General features: G+C 63.4%; 16 protein-coding genes. 7 read left to right on the forward strand and 9 right to left on the reverse strand.

All coding sequences use genetic code 11. The annotated features are described in order from the left end of the window. Window positions 1–52 precede the first annotated feature (52 nt). Complete coding sequence (locus IAG25_RS17540) at window positions 53–811, forward strand: 3-hydroxyacyl-CoA dehydrogenase (protein ID WP_187605979.1); 759 nt, start codon at window positions 53–55, stop codon at window positions 809–811. 50 nt (window positions 812–861) lie between these two features. Here the strand turns inward: IAG25_RS17540 and IAG25_RS17545 are convergent, their stop codons facing one another. Beyond that, on the reverse strand, window positions 862–1,707 hold the full coding sequence (locus tag IAG25_RS17545) for a SirB1 family protein (RefSeq protein WP_035500792.1): 846 nt from the start codon (window positions 1,705–1,707) through the stop codon (window positions 862–864). Beyond that, window positions 1,707–3,257, reverse strand: a complete 1,551-nt coding sequence (murJ, locus tag IAG25_RS17550) for a murein biosynthesis integral membrane protein MurJ (protein WP_187605980.1) — start codon at window positions 3,255–3,257, stop codon at window positions 1,707–1,709. The genes IAG25_RS17545 and murJ overlap by 1 nt, the downstream gene beginning before the upstream one ends. A 358-nt stretch (window positions 3,258–3,615) precedes the next feature. Between murJ and rpsT the strand changes: the two genes are divergently transcribed. Beyond that, window positions 3,616–3,894, forward strand: a complete 279-nt coding sequence (rpsT, locus tag IAG25_RS17555) for a 30S ribosomal protein S20 (protein ID WP_035500787.1) — start codon at window positions 3,616–3,618, stop codon at window positions 3,892–3,894. Between the two features lie 167 nt (window positions 3,895–4,061). Here the strand turns inward: rpsT and IAG25_RS17560 are convergent, their stop codons facing one another. Further along, window positions 4,062–4,400 (reverse strand): DUF3579 domain-containing protein, encoded by a 339-nt coding sequence (locus IAG25_RS17560; RefSeq protein ID WP_187605981.1) that lies wholly within the window; start codon window positions 4,398–4,400, stop codon window positions 4,062–4,064. Window positions 4,401–4,897: 497 nt separating this feature from the next. On the opposite strand from IAG25_RS17560, the gene argF reads away from it, so the two are divergent. Further along, complete coding sequence (gene argF, locus IAG25_RS17565) at window positions 4,898–5,827, forward strand: ornithine carbamoyltransferase (protein ID WP_187605982.1); 930 nt, start codon at window positions 4,898–4,900, stop codon at window positions 5,825–5,827. Between the two features lie 164 nt (window positions 5,828–5,991). Beyond that, complete coding sequence (locus tag IAG25_RS17570; RefSeq protein ID WP_187605983.1) at window positions 5,992–7,221, forward strand: argininosuccinate synthase; 1,230 nt, start codon at window positions 5,992–5,994, stop codon at window positions 7,219–7,221. Window positions 7,222–7,290: 69 nt separating this feature from the next. Here the strand turns inward: IAG25_RS17570 and murB are convergent, their stop codons facing one another. Beyond that, entirely contained in the window at window positions 7,291–8,307 is a 1,017-nt protein-coding gene (gene murB / locus IAG25_RS17575; RefSeq protein ID WP_187605984.1) for a UDP-N-acetylmuramate dehydrogenase, read from the reverse strand. A gap of 100 nt (window positions 8,308–8,407) precedes the next feature. Between murB and IAG25_RS17580 the strand changes: the two genes are divergently transcribed. Further along, window positions 8,408–8,893: a YajQ family cyclic di-GMP-binding protein gene (locus IAG25_RS17580; RefSeq protein ID WP_014192189.1), complete on the forward strand. Its 486-nt coding sequence runs from the start codon at window positions 8,408–8,410 to the stop codon at window positions 8,891–8,893. Window positions 8,894–8,951: 58 nt separating this feature from the next. Here IAG25_RS17580 and plsY read toward each other — a convergent pair whose 3' ends face one another. From plsY to queG, 5 genes are all read right to left on the reverse strand, one after another. Then, window positions 8,952–9,587: a glycerol-3-phosphate 1-O-acyltransferase PlsY gene (gene plsY, locus IAG25_RS17585; protein WP_187605985.1), complete on the reverse strand. Its 636-nt coding sequence runs from the start codon at window positions 9,585–9,587 to the stop codon at window positions 8,952–8,954. A gap of 36 nt (window positions 9,588–9,623) precedes the next feature. Next, on the reverse strand, window positions 9,624–10,115 hold the full coding sequence (ybaK, locus tag IAG25_RS17590) for a Cys-tRNA(Pro) deacylase (RefSeq protein ID WP_187605986.1): 492 nt from the start codon (window positions 10,113–10,115) through the stop codon (window positions 9,624–9,626). A 100-nt stretch (window positions 10,116–10,215) separates the two neighbouring features. Continuing rightward, window positions 10,216–11,145 (reverse strand): site-specific tyrosine recombinase XerD, encoded by a 930-nt coding sequence (gene xerD, locus IAG25_RS17595; protein ID WP_187605987.1) that lies wholly within the window; start codon window positions 11,143–11,145, stop codon window positions 10,216–10,218. Then, window positions 11,142–11,624: a methylated-DNA--[protein]-cysteine S-methyltransferase gene (locus IAG25_RS17600; protein ID WP_187605988.1), complete on the reverse strand. Its 483-nt coding sequence runs from the start codon at window positions 11,622–11,624 to the stop codon at window positions 11,142–11,144. Before IAG25_RS17600 ends, xerD begins: the two co-directional genes overlap by 4 nt. Further along, window positions 11,621–12,853: a tRNA epoxyqueuosine(34) reductase QueG gene (queG, locus tag IAG25_RS17605; RefSeq protein WP_187605989.1), complete on the reverse strand. Its 1,233-nt coding sequence runs from the start codon at window positions 12,851–12,853 to the stop codon at window positions 11,621–11,623. The genes IAG25_RS17600 and queG overlap by 4 nt, the downstream gene beginning before the upstream one ends. An 18-nt stretch (window positions 12,854–12,871) precedes the next feature. Here queG and tsaE point away from each other — a divergent pair, with 18 nt between their 5' ends. Together tsaE and IAG25_RS17615 are read left to right on the forward strand one after the other, a co-directional pair. Further along, on the forward strand, window positions 12,872–13,459 hold the full coding sequence (gene tsaE / locus IAG25_RS17610) for a tRNA (adenosine(37)-N6)-threonylcarbamoyltransferase complex ATPase subunit type 1 TsaE (RefSeq protein WP_187605990.1): 588 nt from the start codon (window positions 12,872–12,874) through the stop codon (window positions 13,457–13,459). Beyond that, complete coding sequence (locus tag IAG25_RS17615) at window positions 13,441–14,949, forward strand: N-acetylmuramoyl-L-alanine amidase (RefSeq protein ID WP_187605991.1); 1,509 nt, start codon at window positions 13,441–13,443, stop codon at window positions 14,947–14,949. The genes tsaE and IAG25_RS17615 overlap by 19 nt, the downstream gene beginning before the upstream one ends. Window position 14,950 lies beyond the last annotated feature (1 nt).

Genomic DNA, 14,950 nt, shown 5'->3' on the forward strand with positions numbered 1-14,950 from the left:
CACTTACCCCTGCCCTCGCATGCACGCACGAATCACATAACGGAGAAGCAGCATGGAGATGCAAGGCAATGTCTTTCTGATTACCGGTGGCGCGTCGGGACTCGGCGCGGCGACGGCGCGGCTCATTACGGCGCAAGGCGGCAAGGTCGTGCTCGCCGATATGAACGAGGCGGCGGGCGTCGCGCTCGCGAACGAGCTGTCCGGCGCCTTCGTCAAATGCGACGTGAGCCAGGAAAGCGACGGTCAGCGCGCCGTCGAAACCGCGACGAGTCTCGGCACGTTGCGCGGCCTCGTGAACTGCGCAGGCATCGCGCCGGCGGCGAAGACGGTTGGTCGCGACGGTCCGCACGCGCTCGATCTGTTCTCGAAAGTGATTTCGGTGAACCTCATCGGCACCTTCAACATGATCCGGCTCGCGGCCAGCGTGATGTCGAAGAATGAAGCCAACGATGCGGGCGAGCGCGGCGTGATCGTGAACACGGCATCGGTGGCGGCGTATGACGGGCAGATCGGCCAGGCGGCCTATGCAGCGTCGAAGAGCGGCGTGGCGGGCATGACGCTGCCGATCGCGCGCGATCTGAGCAAGAGCGGCATCCGCGTGATGACGATCGCGCCGGGCCTGTTCGAAACGCCGATGCTGCTCGGCATGCCGAAGGAAGTGCAGGACGCGCTCGGCGCGATGGTGCCGTTCCCGTCGCGCCTCGGCAAGCCGGACGAATACGCGATGCTCGTCAAGCAGATCTTCGATAACCCGATGCTCAACGGCGAAGTGATCCGTCTCGACGGCGCGATCCGCATGCAGCCGAAATGACGCTTTGGATGTGAAGACGGCGGGCTTCTTCCGAAGTCCGCCGTTTTCATTCAGTCGCCGTTGTGCTGCGTGCGCTGTCGCAACTCGTGCAATTCGGTCTCGACGACCGTCGCGTCCTCGGCATCCGGTCGTATCTCGATGTAACGCTGCAAATCCTCGAGCGCCGGCCGCAGATAATCCAGGCGCGCGTACGCGAAGCCGCGATCGCGCACTTCCTCGATGCTGTTCGGCAGCGCGATCACGAGCCGCTGCTGAACCGCGAGCAGCCGCTGCCAGCGTTCCGTCTGCAAGTAGGTGCCCTTCAGATTCCGCAGCATGCGCGCGACGATCTCGCGGCGCGTCGCGGGCTGCAACAGCACGCGCAGCGCGCTGCCGATCGATTCGCCCACGCGCTGCACATACGGCTCCAGCATCTCGACCATCTGCGCTTCGGAAAGCGTTTGACCGGTAGTCGGATCGAGCATCAGATCCTGACCCGGCGTGGCGACACGCAGCAGGAAATGCCCCGGAAACGACACGCCGCGCACCGGCAAACCGAGTTGCTCGGCCATTTCCAGATAGATCACCGCGAGCGAAATCGGAATGCCGCGACGCCGGCGCAGCACCACGTTCAGATGGCTGTTGTCGGGATCGTAGTAATCGTTGAGGTTGCTGGAAAAACCCAGCTCGCGAAAGAAGTATCGGTTGAGCGCATCGACCTTGTGCTCGACGCTCGCGTCGTCGGGCATGCGGCGACGGGCGCGCACGACGAGTTCGTCGATCTCCGCGAGCGTAGCCTGCATGTCGAGATCGGGATACGCGTCCTGCGCGAGCGACAAAGCCGCTTCCGTGAGCGGAAGGCTCTCGTCGTCCGCCATCAGCGAAGAGAAGTAGTCGAGGATACGCGTTGTCGTCATCAAAGCGTGCGTCTCTTGAAATAGGCGTACTTGAAGCCCATTGCGGACAGAATACCGAAATATAGCGCGGCGAACACGACGAGGCTCGCACCGAGGAGCGCGATGCGCATGAACGGCGTCGCGCGCATGCCGATCCAGTCGAAATTGATCGCCACCCAATGCATCGTGCCCGCAAGAATCAGGCACGCGCCGATCAGTTGCACGAAAAAGCGCAGCCAGCCCGGCGAAGGCGCATAGATCTTGCGGCGGCGCAGACCCGCGAACAACAGGAGCGCATTGGCGAGCGCGCCGAGGCCGATCGAAAGCGTCAGGCCCGCATGGGAAAAAATCGGCACGAAGATGTAGTTGCTCACCTGCGTCATGATCAGCACGAAGATCGCGATCTTCACCGGCGTCTTGATGTCCTGCTTCGCGTAGAAGCCCGGCGCGAGAATCTTGATGAGGATGAGCCCGATCAGCCCGATTCCGTACGCCGCCAACGCGCGGCTGACCATCACGACCGAATGGCTGTCGAACTTGCCGTAGTGAAAGAGCGTCGCGGTAAGCGGCTCGGCGAAGAAGAAGAGCGCGATCGCGCTGGGCGCGGCCAGCAGGAACGTGATGCGCAAGCCCCAGTCGAGCAGCGCGGAGTATTCGTCGTGGTTGGCGTCGACGTGCGCTTTCGACAAGCTCGGCAGCAGGATCGTGCCCAGCGCCGCGCCCAGCAGCGCGGTGGGGAATTCCATCAGGCGGTCGGCGTAGTTGATCCACGACACGGCGCCCGCGCCGATATTCGACGCGATATTCGTGTTGATGATGAGGCTCAACTGCCCCACCGACACCGCGAACATCGCCGGGACCATCTTCAGCAACACGCGCTTGACGCCCGGATGCGCGAGCGCGCGCCGGAAGTTCAGCCCGACGCGCGGCGTCATGTCGATTTTCTTCAGGCCGGGCAGCTGCACGAGCAATTGCAGCACGCCGCCGACGATCACCGCATACGCGAGCGCATAGACCGGCACCTTCAGATGCGGCGCGACGAACACCGCCGCGAAAATGAACGCGACGTTCAGCAGCACGGGGGCGAACGCGGGCAGCGAAAACTGCTTGTACGTGTTGAGCACGCCGGAGGCGAGCGTCGTCATCGAAATGAGGACGATGTACGGAAACATGATGCGCGTCATCTCGACCGCAAGCGTGTATCCGATGCCTTCGTGCTTGAGCCCCGACGCCACCGCGTAGACGACCCAGCTCGCGCCCGCCATGCCGGCGAGCGACAGCACGACGAGGAACCACGTGAGCACGGTCGACATCGCATCGACGAGCGCCTTGGTCGGATCGTGGCCCTTGCTGTTCTTGAACTCGGCGAGGATCGGAACGAACGCCTGCGCGAACGCGCCTTCCGCGGAGAGACGCCGCAGCAGATTGGGAATGCGGAACGCGACATAGAACGCGTCGGTATAGACACTTGCGCCGAAAGCTCGGGCGATCAGCGTTTCGCGGATCAGGCCGGTCACGCGCGACAGCAGCGTGAAGCCGCTGACCGTCAGGAGGGCTCGGAATAGATTCATGGGGCGCTTATTATACGGGCCGCGTGCTACGCGCCCACGAGACTCCGCGTCCTACAGACCAAATGCACCAAATCGCCCCGGGACGGCGCGATCCACGCGCCGCTTGTCACGTCTCATATTCCCTTGCTATAATTTCCGGTTTCGAAGCTCCAAAATTCTATTGGATCATCGGTGGATGATGCAGCTTCGCGTCTTTTCCGGCTCAGGCCGGCGATGTTTTAGAGGTTCTCGGGCAATCGTTCCCGGGAGTTCAGATCAAAAGGCAGCGCGATCGAGTGCCCGTGTCAGGGTTTTTCAAGGCCTTCGCCGGCCGCGCGCTCCGGACAAGTAACAGCAGAAACAGGACAAGGAAACCGTCATGGCAAATTCCGCTCAAGCTCGCAAGCGCGCCCGTCAGGCCGCCAAGGCAAACTCGCACAACTCGGCGCTGCGCTCGAAGTTCCGCACGGCCATCAAGGCAGTTCGCAAGGCTATCGAAGCCGGCGATCAGGCCAAGGCCGCCGAAGTGTTCCAGTCGTCGGTCAAGACGCTGGACATCATCGCGGACAAGAAGATCGTCCACAAGAACAAGGCAGCTCGTCACAAGAGCCGCCTGGCTGCAGCAATCAAGGGCCTGCAGGCCCCCGCTGCCCAGTAATTCCGGCTCGCTTCTGGCGGGCGCTTCCGGTCATCGCGAGTTTTCGCGGTCGGGGCGTTCGCCGAAGCAGCTTCCTGTTTCCGCTGCGCAGTAACGAAAAAGCCCGCTTCGGCGGGCTTTTTTGCGTCTGCGAATTCTGTCTCTTGCTGTCGCTTACTGTCGATTCATCAGGGCTGGTGCTGCTGGGTCTGCGTGCCGTGATGCGGCGGCAGTTCGCACGCCTCGGTCACGAGCAGATCGTTGTCCTTCGCGAAGTTCAGCACGAAGTCGAAAGCCATCGGCTCGATGTCGCGCAGGCGCGAATCGACGATCACGACCTTGATGTCGCCGATCATCGTCGGACGCACGTAGATGGAGTATTGCAGACGGGCGTTGGGCCCTTTCGCCTTGGGGCCGAAGCCTGACATCACACCGCACAGGCGCTCGGACCAATCGCTCGGCCGAAACTTCCTCCCGTTCCTGGTGATGCCTTGTATGAAGTATTCGGTCGGAGATGTTTCAGCCATGTAGAAATACCTTTTGACGGCCGGTGACGCGCACCGGGACGCACATGCCTGACGCAGGGAACCGCATGGGCCGGCGCAGGAGATCGATTCTGTGAGAACCGTCCGCGCCCGCGGCAGGAATGGCGGACTCGACAGCACTGCGCAATCCACCGCGAAATCGAAACGCACGAAGCCACGCCGACCGGATTCTTTCGAACCCTTCGCCGCAAATGCGCGTGAAACGGTGCTGAATGTTGCAGAACTGTTGAAAAACGAGCGAGCGCAATTATACCGCAGCGACCTCTTTTCCGCAGCGCACACAGACATCGGGCGCGTCCATCAGGGCTATTACGAAGCCACGGGCGGGGCCTGCGCGCTCGGCATCGTCCTTTTGGCCAGCCTCGTCAAACATCGCAAAATCCTTTATGCTCAAATGCGATACCACTCACGACGGCGGCGCCGTCCGGCCCTGACGCCTCATGGCGAAGCAGCCGGTTCGAAGCCGCCGCCTGCGTTTCATGACCGCCAAAAAAATTCGCCACTATCTTCAGTTCAAGGATTTTTCGCTCGACGACTACGAGTATCTGCTCGAACGCGCGCGCATCCTGAAGCGCAAGTTCAAGAACTACGAGACCTATCATCCGCTGCACGATCGCACGCTCGCGATGATCTTCGAGAAGAGCTCCACGCGCACGCGTCTCTCGTTCGAAGCGGGCATCTTCCAGCTCGGCGGCCACGCGGTGTTCATGAACACGCGCGACACGCAGCTCGGCCGCGGCGAGCCGATCGAAGATTCGGCGCAGGTCATCTCGCGCATGGTGGACATCATCATGATCCGCACGTTCGGCCAGGACATCATTCAGCGCTTCGCCGAAAGCTCGCGGGTGCCCGTCATCAACGGGCTGACCAACGAATATCACCCGTGTCAGGTGCTCGCGGACATCTTCACGTTCTACGAGCATCGCGGTCCGATTCACGGCAAGACTGTCGCGTGGGTCGGTGACGCGAACAACATGCTCTACACGTGGATCGAGGCCGCGCACATCCTCGGCTTCAAGCTGCGCCTCTCGACGCCGCTCGGCTACAAGCTCGACCCCGCGCTGGTCTCCGAGGAAAGCAAGCCGTTCTTCGAAGAGTTCGACGATCCGAACGATGCGTGCGCGGGCGCCGATCTCGTCACGACGGACGTCTGGACCAGCATGGGTTACGAAGCCGAGAACGAGGCGCGCATGAAGGCGTTCGCCGACTATTGCGTCGACGCGGAGATGATGGCGCGCGCCAATCCCGACGCGCTCTTCATGCACTGCCTGCCCGCGCATCGCGGCGAGGAAGTCAGCGCGGAAGTCATCGACGGCCCGCAGAGCGTGGTCTGGGACGAGGCGGAGAACCGTCTGCATGTCCAGAAGGCGCTGATGGAGTATCTCCTGCTCGGCAAACTCAATCACTGAGCAAATCGGCGCTGCCGATGAGCCGCGCATCCCGAATTTGCGGAAGCGCGGCTTTTTGATGTCAAAATAGCGTTTTTTCCGCGCACTTCATGCCCGTCGCGCGCCCGACGGACGCGAAGCGGCGCACAACCGCCGCACCTGGCTTTTCAGCACACGAGTTCACCATGAGCGATATCAAGAAAGTCGTGCTCGCCTATTCGGGCGGTCTCGACACCTCCGTCATCCTGAAATGGTTGCAGGACAACTACGACGCCGAAGTCGTGACCTTCACGGCCGACATCGGCCAGGGCGAGGAACTGGAGCCCGCGCGCAAGAAGGCGCTCCAGCTCGGCATCAAGCAGGACAACATCTTCATCGAAGACCTGCGTGAAGAGTTCGTCCGCGATTTCGTGTTCCCGATGTTCCGCGCGAACACCATCTACGAAGGCGAGTATCTGCTCGGCACGTCGATCGCGCGTCCGCTGATCGCGAAGCGCCAGATCGAAATCGCCCGGGCGACCGGCGCGCAAGCCGTCTCGCACGGCGCGACCGGCAAGGGCAACGACCAGGTCCGCTTCGAGCTCGGCTACTACTCGCTCGAACCCGGCATCAAGGTGATCGCGCCGTGGCGCGAATGGGACCTGCTCTCGCGCGAAAAGCTGCTCGCGTACGCCGAGAAGGCCGGCATTCCGATCGAAATGAAGCACAAGCAAGGCGGCGCGCCCTACTCGATGGACGCGAACCTGCTGCACATCTCGTTCGAAGGCCGCCATCTGGAAGATCCGAAGGCCGAAGCCGAAGCCGACATGTGGCGCTGGACCGTGTCGCCGGAAGAGGCGCCGGATCAACCGGAATACGTCGATGTCGAATTCGAGAAGGGCGATCCGGTCGCGCTGAACGGCAAGCGCCTGTCGCCCGCCGAGATGCTGACCGAGCTGAACCGTCTCGGCGGCAAGCACGGCATCGGCCGTCTGGATCTGGTCGAGAACCGCTACGTCGGCATGAAGTCGCGCGGCTGCTATGAAACGCCGGGCGGCACGATCATGCTGAAGGCGCACCGCGGCATCGAGTCGATCACGCTCGATCGCGAAGTGGCGCATCTCAAGGACGATCTGATGCCGCGTTACGCATCGCTGATCTACAACGGCTACTGGTGGAGCCCGGAGCGCCGCGCGCTGCAGGTGCTGATCGACCACACGCAGGAGAAGGTCAACGGCTGGACGCGCGTGAAGCTCTACAAGGGCAGCGTGTCGGTCGTCGCGCGCGATTCGAAGGAAACGCTGTTCGACAAGACCATCGCGACCTTCGACGACGACGGCGGCGCCTACGACCAGGCCGACGCCGGCGGTTTCATCAAGCTGAACGCACTGCGCATGCGCATCGCGGAAAACGCACGCCGCAAGCGCGGCGCGTAATTCGCGCGTTTCTGGACGTAAAAAACCCGCCGGACTTTCGTTCGGCGGGTTTTTTTCTGCATGCTGGAATCAGAGGCAGACCGGTTCCATCTCCAGTTCGACGTCAAAGCGCACGAGCACGTCACGCCTGATGGCTTCAGCGAGTTCGAGCACTTGCGCGCCCGTCGCGCCGCCGCGATTCACGAGGACGAGCGCCTGACGGTCGTGCACCGCCGCACCGCCGATGCCGCGCCCCTTCCAGCCGCATTGGTCGATTAGCCAGCCCGCCGCGAGCTTCACTTGCCCGTCCGCCTGGCGATACGAGACGACGCCGGGTTCGCGCCGTTGCAGCGTCTCGAATGCCACCGCGCTCACGACCGGATTCTTGAAGAAGCTGCCCGCATTGCCGAGCACGGTCCAGTCGGGCAGCTTGGCGCGCCGCACGGCGACGACCGCATCGAAAATGGCCTGTGCATCCGGTTTTGCGGCGCCGTCGAGCGCGCGCGCGACGTCGGCATAATCGGCGCGCGGCGTCCACGCTTTCGGCAACCTGAACACCACCGACGTGATCATGAAGCGCCCGCGCCCTGCCCGCTTGAAAAAGCTGTCGCGATAACCGAAGGCGCATGCGGTGCGATCGAAGTCCACGCGTTCGCCGGTCGCGAGTTCGACCGCGCTCAGCCGCTCGAAGCGCTCGCCCATTTCCAGCCCGTATGCGCCGATGTTCTGAATCGGCGCCGCGCCGACCGTGCCCGGAATCAACGCGAGGTTTTCGAGGCCCGGCATGCCTTGTGCGAGCGTCCAGGCAACAAAATCGTGCCAGTTTTCGCCTGCGCCGGCTTCGACGAGCCACGCGCCGTCGTCTTCGCCGATCACGCGTTTGCCCGCGATGCCGACGATCAGCGCGACGCCGTCGAAATCGCGCGTCAGCACGATATTGCTGCCGCCGCCGAGCACGAGTTGCGGCATGTTCGCGATGCGCGCATCGGTGGCGAGCGCGACGGCCGCATCGACGGAATCGATGCGCATCGCATGACGCGCGCGCGCATCGAAGCCGAACGTGTTGTGAGCGAGCAGAGAGAAATCGGAGAGAAGCTGGAGCGACATGAGCGAGGCGCGTCGGTAGAATGACGACAGGTCCGTGATTATAGCGATTGCGCGAGCCGCGCTTCCTGAGCGCGCTCGCCTCAATGAAGGAGAAAGACAGATGCCATCGTTTGACGTCGTCAGCGAAGCAAACATGATCGAAGTGAAGAACGCGATCGAGCAGTCGAACAAGGAAATCTCGACGCGCTTCGACTTCAAGGGTTCGGATTCACGCGTCGAGCAGAAAGAGCGCGAACTCACGCTCTACGCCGACGACGATTTCAAGCTCGGCCAGGTGAAGGACGTGCTGCTGAACAAGCTGGCCAAGCGCAGCGTCGACGTGCGTTTTCTCGACTACGGCAAGCAGGAGAAGATCGGCGGCGACAAGCTGAAGCAGGTCGTCACGGTGAAGAAAGGCGTGTCGGGCGATCTGGCGAAAAAAATCGTCAAGATCGTGAAGGACAGCAAGATCAAGGTTCAGGCGAGCATTCAGGGCGATGCGGTGCGCGTGCAAGGCACGAAACGCGACGACCTGCAAAGCGCCATCGCGCTGCTGAAGAAGGAAGTCACGGACACGCCGCTCGACTTCAACAACTTCCGCGACTGATTCTTTGCCGCAAGAAGTGAAAAAGCCGTTCCGGTTTGCGCCGGAACGGCTTTTTGCTTTATTCGGGCGCTTGCGCCGCCTTCTTCTTTTCGCCGATGCGGCTTTCCTGCCCCGCCAGCAACTTCGAGATATTGGCGCGATGCCGCCAGATCAGAAGCAGGCTCATCGCGAGAACAGCGAGCGAGATGCGGCTCGGCCCGAACAGGAACACCTGAAAAAACGGCGCGAACACGGCCGCGACCAGCGCCGCCAGCGACGAATAACGGAAGAAGAACGCGATGATCAGCCAGGTGAGCAGCGTCGCGATGCCGAGCGCCGGATGGATCGCGAGCAGCACGCCCGCCGCCGTCGCGACGCCCTTGCCGCCCTGAAACCTGAAGAAAACCGGGTAGAGATGGCCGAGAAAAACCGCGATGGCCGCGAGCGCCGTGGCCGTGATGATGCCGGCGCTATCCCAGCCAAAGCTCGCGCCGAAGTGCGCGACGATCCACACGGGCAGCCAGCCCTTGAACGCGTCGCCGATCAGCGTGAAGATCGCGGCCTTCTTGTTGCCGGTGCGCAGCACGTTGGTCGCGCCGGGATTGCCCGAGCCGTACGAGCGGGGATCGGCCAGTCCCATCGCGTGACTCACGACGACGGCGAATGAAATCGAGCCGATCAAATAGGACACGACGGCGACGATCAGAAAAATCATGGTGTCTTTTCAGTTATGGCGAGAGCGGAACGCATTCTAATCGACGCTCGCGCACTGCACGGGCTTCGCGTCGAGCAACTCGGTCAGAACGGACGGCTTCAGGCTCACGAGATAGCCGCGCCGCCCGCCGTTCAGATAGATCCGGTCGAGCTCCAGAATGCTCGATTCGACGTACACAGGCATCGCTTTCTTCGTGCCGAACGGCGACGTGCCGCCGACGAGAAAACCCGAATGCCGGTTCGCCACGTCGGGCTTGCACGGCTCGATGCGCTTCGCGCCCGTCTGTCGCGCGAGGTTCTTCGTGGACACGGTGCGGTCGCCGTGCATGAGGACGATGAGCGGCTTCGCGTGCTCGTCCTCCATCACGAGCGTCTTGACGACGACGTGCTCGTCCACGCCCAGTTGCCGCGCGGATTCTTCCGTGCCGCCGCGCTCGACGTAATCATAGGGATGCTCGCCGAACTCGACCTTGTGACGGCGCAGGAACTGCGTCGCCGGCGTTTCGGACACGTGTTTGGCTTTCGACATGGACGCATTGTAGCGGCGCGCCGGGTCGCTCACCATTGGCCATCCGGCCGATTGCGCAGCAACGCGCCGCCGTGGCACGATCGTTCGCGAACGAAGCGCATCACCCGCGCGGATGATGCTCGCGATGCAGCTTTTGCAGACGCTCGCGCGCGACGTGCGTGTAGATCTGCGTCGTCGAGATGTCCGAGTGGCCGAGCAGCAATTGCACGACGCGCAAGTCCGCGCCGTGATTGAGCAGATGCGTGGCGAACGCGTGACGCAGCGTGTGCGGCGAGAGCGGCGCATGCACGCCGCCCTTCAGCGCATGGCGCTTGATGATGTTCCAGAACTGCTGACGCGTCATGCCTTCGCCGCGCGCGGTGACGAAGAGCGCATCGGCGGACCGCGCGCCGAGCAGCACCGGACGCGCTTCGCGCAGATAGCGTTCGAGCCAGTCGTGCGCCGTCGCGCCGAACGGGATCAGGCGTTCCTTCGAGCCTTTGCCCATCACGCGCACGACGCCTTCGTTCAGGCCGACCTCGACCGTTTTCAGCGTCACGAGCTCGGTCACGCGCAGGCCGCTCGCGTACATCAGTTCGAGCATCGTGCGATCGCGCAGGCCGAGCGGCGTCTCGATGTCCGGCGCGCCGAGCAGCGCTTCGACTTGCGTCTCGTTGAGCGTCGAAGGGAAGCGCGGAGGCTGCTTGGCCGAGCGCAGCTTGAGCGTCGGATCGGAGGACACGCGGTGTTCGCGCAACGCCCACGCGTAGTATCGGCGGAAGACCGACAGGCGCCGGTTCGCGGACGTCGCCTTGTCGCCGCGGCGCGCCGCCATGTAGCCGTTCATGTCGGCTTCGCCGGCGGCGTCGATCGATGCGCCGCGCGTCTTGCCGAGCCATTCGGCGAAAAGTTTGAGATCGCGCCGGTACGCTTCGAGCGAGTTTTTCGCGAGCCCGTGTTCGAGCCAGAGCGCATCGCAGAAGAGATCGATCGCGTCCTGACTCGCGCTCGGTTGCGGCGTTTGTAGTTCTTCAGTCGTTGCGCTCGTCATGCGATCCGTACACCTTCATGCGTCAGAAGCCAGCGCTTCACGTTGCGATAAAAACCTTCGCCGGGATGATGCGCGAAGCCGCCGATCCCGCCCGATGCCACTACCCGGTGGCACGGTATCACGATCGGCAGCGGATTGGAGCCGCACGCCTGCCCTACCGCGCGCGGCACGCTGCCGATCTCGCGCGCGAGCTGGCCGTAGGTCCAGACATGCCCCGCCGCGATGCCGCTGATGCCCCGCCACACGCGCTGCTGAAATTCGGTGCCGCGGATCGCGAGCGGCAGGTTAAAGCGCATCGACGGAGTGTCGAAGTAACGGCGGATCTGCGCGGCGGCTTCCCTGGCGAGCGGCGTTTGCGGCTCGATACTTTCGACGTCATCGGGCAGATAGACGATCTCGCGCACCGACTGAGCATCGGCGCGAATGCCGACTTTGCCGAACGGCGCGTCGATCACGGCATCGAATGCGATGTTCTTCATGATTGCTCCAGCGCCCAGCGAACGTGTTCGCGGACGAGTTCGGACGCGTCGTCTTCACGCGCACGCAACGCATCGACGATAGCCTGGCGCTCGCCCGCATCCAGCCCCGACCCGCGCAACGCGTTGCCCATCGCGACCGCGATATTGCGCAGCCAGCGCTCATGCCCGATGCGCCGGATCGCGCTGCCCTGCATGCGCGTGTCGAAATCCCCCGCGCTCCATGCAAACAGTTCGACGAGCGTCGCGCGATCGAGCCCATGCCGCACATCGAAATCCGCGACGGGCGCGGCCTGCGCGAACTTGTTCCACGGACAGACGAGCTGGCAGTCGTCGCAGCCATAGACGCGATTGCCGATCAGCGGACGCATGTCTTCGGGAATGCTGCCGTGCAGTTCGATCGTCAGATACGAGATGCAGCGCCGCGCATCCACGCGATACGGCGCGACGATCGCGCCCGTCGGACATGCGCCGATGCAGCGCGTGCACTGTCCGCAATGCGCGCCCTCGCGCTCGGGATGCGGATCGACGGGCAACGGCACATCGACGAAAATTTCGCCGAGAAAGAAGAGCGATCCGGCATCGCGATCGAGCAGCAGCGTATGCTTGCCGCGCCAGCCAGTGCCCGCCTTCTGCGCGAGCGCGACTTCCAGAACCGGCGCGGAATCCGTGAACGCGCGATGCCCGAACGGCCCGATTTCCTTCTCGATGCGCTCGGCCAGTTGCTGAAGACGATTGCGCATGACCTTGTGATAATCGCGGCCGCGCGCGTAGATGGAGACCATCGCCTGCGACGGCTTCGCGAGCCGCGTCCATTCGATCGCGCGCCAGTCGTTCTTCTGACCATCGGCTGTCGCGACACTTTCATCGCCCGTTTTCGCGAGCGTCTGCGCCGGCAGATAGGCCATGCGCACGGTGATGACACGTCGCGTTCCGGCCACAAGCTCGGCCGGTCTTGCGCGTTTCATCCCATGTTTGGCCATATAATCCATTTCGCCGTGATAGCCTGCTTCGAGCCAATCAGTGAGGCCTTTCTCGGCATCCGTCAGGTCGATATCGCTGATACCGACCGCACCGAACCCCAACTCGCGCCCCCAGTTCCTGATGCGTTGCGCGAGTTCTGCCAGCGCGTTTTCGTCGATATCGAAAACGCGAGACTCTGATACGGATTCAGCGGCTGCGTCGCTGGACGCGGTCGTGACTTCAACGGAATGTTCCGGCAATCGGTTCATCACGACATTTTACGAGCAATGCCCGAAAGCCCCGCACGAACGACGCAAGACCTTCATCACGCGCTTCTCGAACGCCGCTTCGACCTGCGCGACGAGGCCGCGACGCTCGCTTTCGGAGGACGCTTCGCGCGCGCCTTCGACGCCACGCGCCTTCATGCATCGCAACCGTCGTCTGAACGATTTCACGGTCTCCAGGTCCAGTTGATCGGAGATCTGGGCGCGGGCAAGACCACGCTCGTGCGCGCCACGCTGCGCGCGCTCGGCCACGCCGGCCGCGTGAAAAGCCCGACCTACACGCTCGTCGAACCGTACTCGCTCGTCATCGAAAGCGGCCCGCTCGACGTTTATCACTTCGATCTTTATCGCTTCGCCGATCCGGCCGAATGGGCCGATGCCGGCTTCCGCGAATATTTCGATGCGGGCGCGCTGTGCCTCGTCGAGTGGCCGCAACAAGCGGGCGGCCTGCTCGGCGTGCCGGACCTCGTGTTCCAGCTATCGCTGCCGGACGAGCACGGCTCGCCGGGCGATTCGAACGAAGAAGAAGGCCGCGTTCTGACCGCGCGGGCGTTCAGCGAAACAGGAAAGTCATGTCTCGAAAGATGTTGATCAAGCCATTTCATTCGATTGAAGCGGGCGCCGTCGCGCCGCACAACTGGCGCCGCCGCCAGGTGCTGCGCGCGGGCGCCTCGACGCTCGTGCTCGCGCTCGTCGGACCGAAGCTCGCGCACGCGAGCAGCGTGCTCGGCGTGCGCGTGTGGCCCGCGCGCGATTACACCCGCGTGACGATCGAATCGGACCAGCCGCTCCAGAACGCGAACCAGTTGTTGCAGGGACCGGACCGGCTCGTCGTCGATCTCTCCGGCATCGATCTCGATCAGGCGCTGCGGGATCTCGTCTCGAAGATCACGCCGAACGATCCGCAGATTCAGGCGGTGCGCATCGGGCAATATCAGCCGCATGTCGTGCGCATGGTGTTCGACCTGAAGGGATCGGTGAAGCCGCAGGTGTTCAATCTGGGCCCTATCGGCAGCTACAAATATCGGCTCGTGTTCGACCTGTATCCGGCCGTCGCGCCCGATCCGCTGATGGAACTGCTCGCCCAGACCGAGCGCAAGCAGGAGGCGCTCGACCGCGCGAATCCGAACCCGTCGGTGCCGCCGCCCGCGACGCTCTCCGGCCCGTCCACTGCGCAGAAACCGACGACGCCCGATTCCACCGACGAGTTCTTCCAGAAGTACGCGCAGAACGATGCGCCGGCCGAAGCCGCGCCCGCGCCGAAGCCTTCGGTGAAACCGCAGCGCGTGCCGACGCCGCCGCCCGTCATCGCGAAGAAGAACGACGACGATGACCAGTACACCTTCTCCACGCCGAAGCAGTCCGGCACCACGCGTCTGTTGACGGTGGCGATCGATCCGGGCCACGGCGGCGAGGATCCCGGCGCGATCGGCGGCCAGGGCACGTACGAGAAGCACATCGCGCTCGACATCGCGAAGAAGCTGCGCGCGAAGATCGACGCCCAGCCCAACATGCGCGCAATGATGACGCGCGACGCCGACTTCTTCGTGCCCCTCAACGTGCGCGTGCAAAAGGCGCAGCGCGTGTCCGCCGACCTGTTCGTGTCGATTCACGCGGATGCGTTCACGTCGCCCGACGCGCGCGGCTCGTCGGTGTTCGCGTTGTCCGAGCACGGCGCGTCGAGCGCGGCCGCGCGCTGGATGGCGGCCAAGGAGAACTCGTCGGACCAGGTCGGCGGCATCAACGTGAAGTCGCAGGACGCGAGCGTGAACCGCGCGCTCTTCGACATGTCGACGACCGCGCAGATCCGCGATTCGATGCGCTACGGCAGCTTCGTGCTCAACGAGATCGGCGGCATCAACAAGCTGCACAAGGGTTCGGTCGAACAGGCGGGTTTCGCCGTGCTGAAGGCGCCGGACATTCCGTCGATCCTGGTCGAGACCGCGTTCATCAGCAATCCGGACGAGGAAACGCGCCTGAACGATGACGCGTATCGCGACAAGATGGCCAACGCGATCATGAAGGGCATCAAGCGCTACTTCGCGGCGAATCCGCCGCTCGCGAAGAGCCGCATGACGTAAG

Origin of the sequence: Caballeronia sp. EK, from assembly GCF_014384845.1 — a bacterium.
GTDB lineage: Bacteria > Pseudomonadota > Gammaproteobacteria > Burkholderiales > Burkholderiaceae > Caballeronia > Caballeronia jiangsuensis.

Bases quoted from the DNA above. Each gene is read 5' to 3' on its own strand.
- IAG25_RS17540 (WP_187605979.1), top strand. From the start codon at position 53: ATGGAGATGCAAGGCAATGTCTTTCTGATTACCGGTGGCGCGTCGGGA.
- IAG25_RS17545 (WP_035500792.1), bottom strand. From the start codon at position 1,707: ATGACGACAACGCGTATCCTCGACTACTTCTCTTCGCTGATGGCGGAC.
- murJ (WP_187605980.1), bottom strand. From the start codon at position 3,257: ATGAATCTATTCCGAGCCCTCCTGACGGTCAGCGGCTTCACGCTGCTG.
- rpsT (WP_035500787.1), top strand. From the start codon at position 3,616: ATGGCAAATTCCGCTCAAGCTCGCAAGCGCGCCCGTCAGGCCGCCAAG.
- IAG25_RS17560 (WP_187605981.1), bottom strand. From the start codon at position 4,400: ATGGCTGAAACATCTCCGACCGAATACTTCATACAAGGCATCACCAGG.
- argF (WP_187605982.1), top strand. From the start codon at position 4,898: ATGACCGCCAAAAAAATTCGCCACTATCTTCAGTTCAAGGATTTTTCG.
- IAG25_RS17570 (WP_187605983.1), top strand. From the start codon at position 5,992: ATGAGCGATATCAAGAAAGTCGTGCTCGCCTATTCGGGCGGTCTCGAC.
- murB (WP_187605984.1), bottom strand. From the start codon at position 8,307: ATGTCGCTCCAGCTTCTCTCCGATTTCTCTCTGCTCGCTCACAACACG.
- IAG25_RS17580 (WP_014192189.1), top strand. From the start codon at position 8,408: ATGCCATCGTTTGACGTCGTCAGCGAAGCAAACATGATCGAAGTGAAG.
- plsY (WP_187605985.1), bottom strand. From the start codon at position 9,587: ATGATTTTTCTGATCGTCGCCGTCGTGTCCTATTTGATCGGCTCGATT.
- ybaK (WP_187605986.1), bottom strand. From the start codon at position 10,115: ATGTCGAAAGCCAAACACGTGTCCGAAACGCCGGCGACGCAGTTCCTG.
- xerD (WP_187605987.1), bottom strand. From the start codon at position 11,145: ATGACGAGCGCAACGACTGAAGAACTACAAACGCCGCAACCGAGCGCG.
- IAG25_RS17600 (WP_187605988.1), bottom strand. From the start codon at position 11,624: ATGAAGAACATCGCATTCGATGCCGTGATCGACGCGCCGTTCGGCAAA.
- queG (WP_187605989.1), bottom strand. From the start codon at position 12,853: ATGAACCGATTGCCGGAACATTCCGTTGAAGTCACGACCGCGTCCAGC.
- tsaE (WP_187605990.1), top strand. From the start codon at position 12,872: ATGCCCGAAAGCCCCGCACGAACGACGCAAGACCTTCATCACGCGCTT.
- IAG25_RS17615 (WP_187605991.1), top strand. From the start codon at position 13,441: ATGTCTCGAAAGATGTTGATCAAGCCATTTCATTCGATTGAAGCGGGC.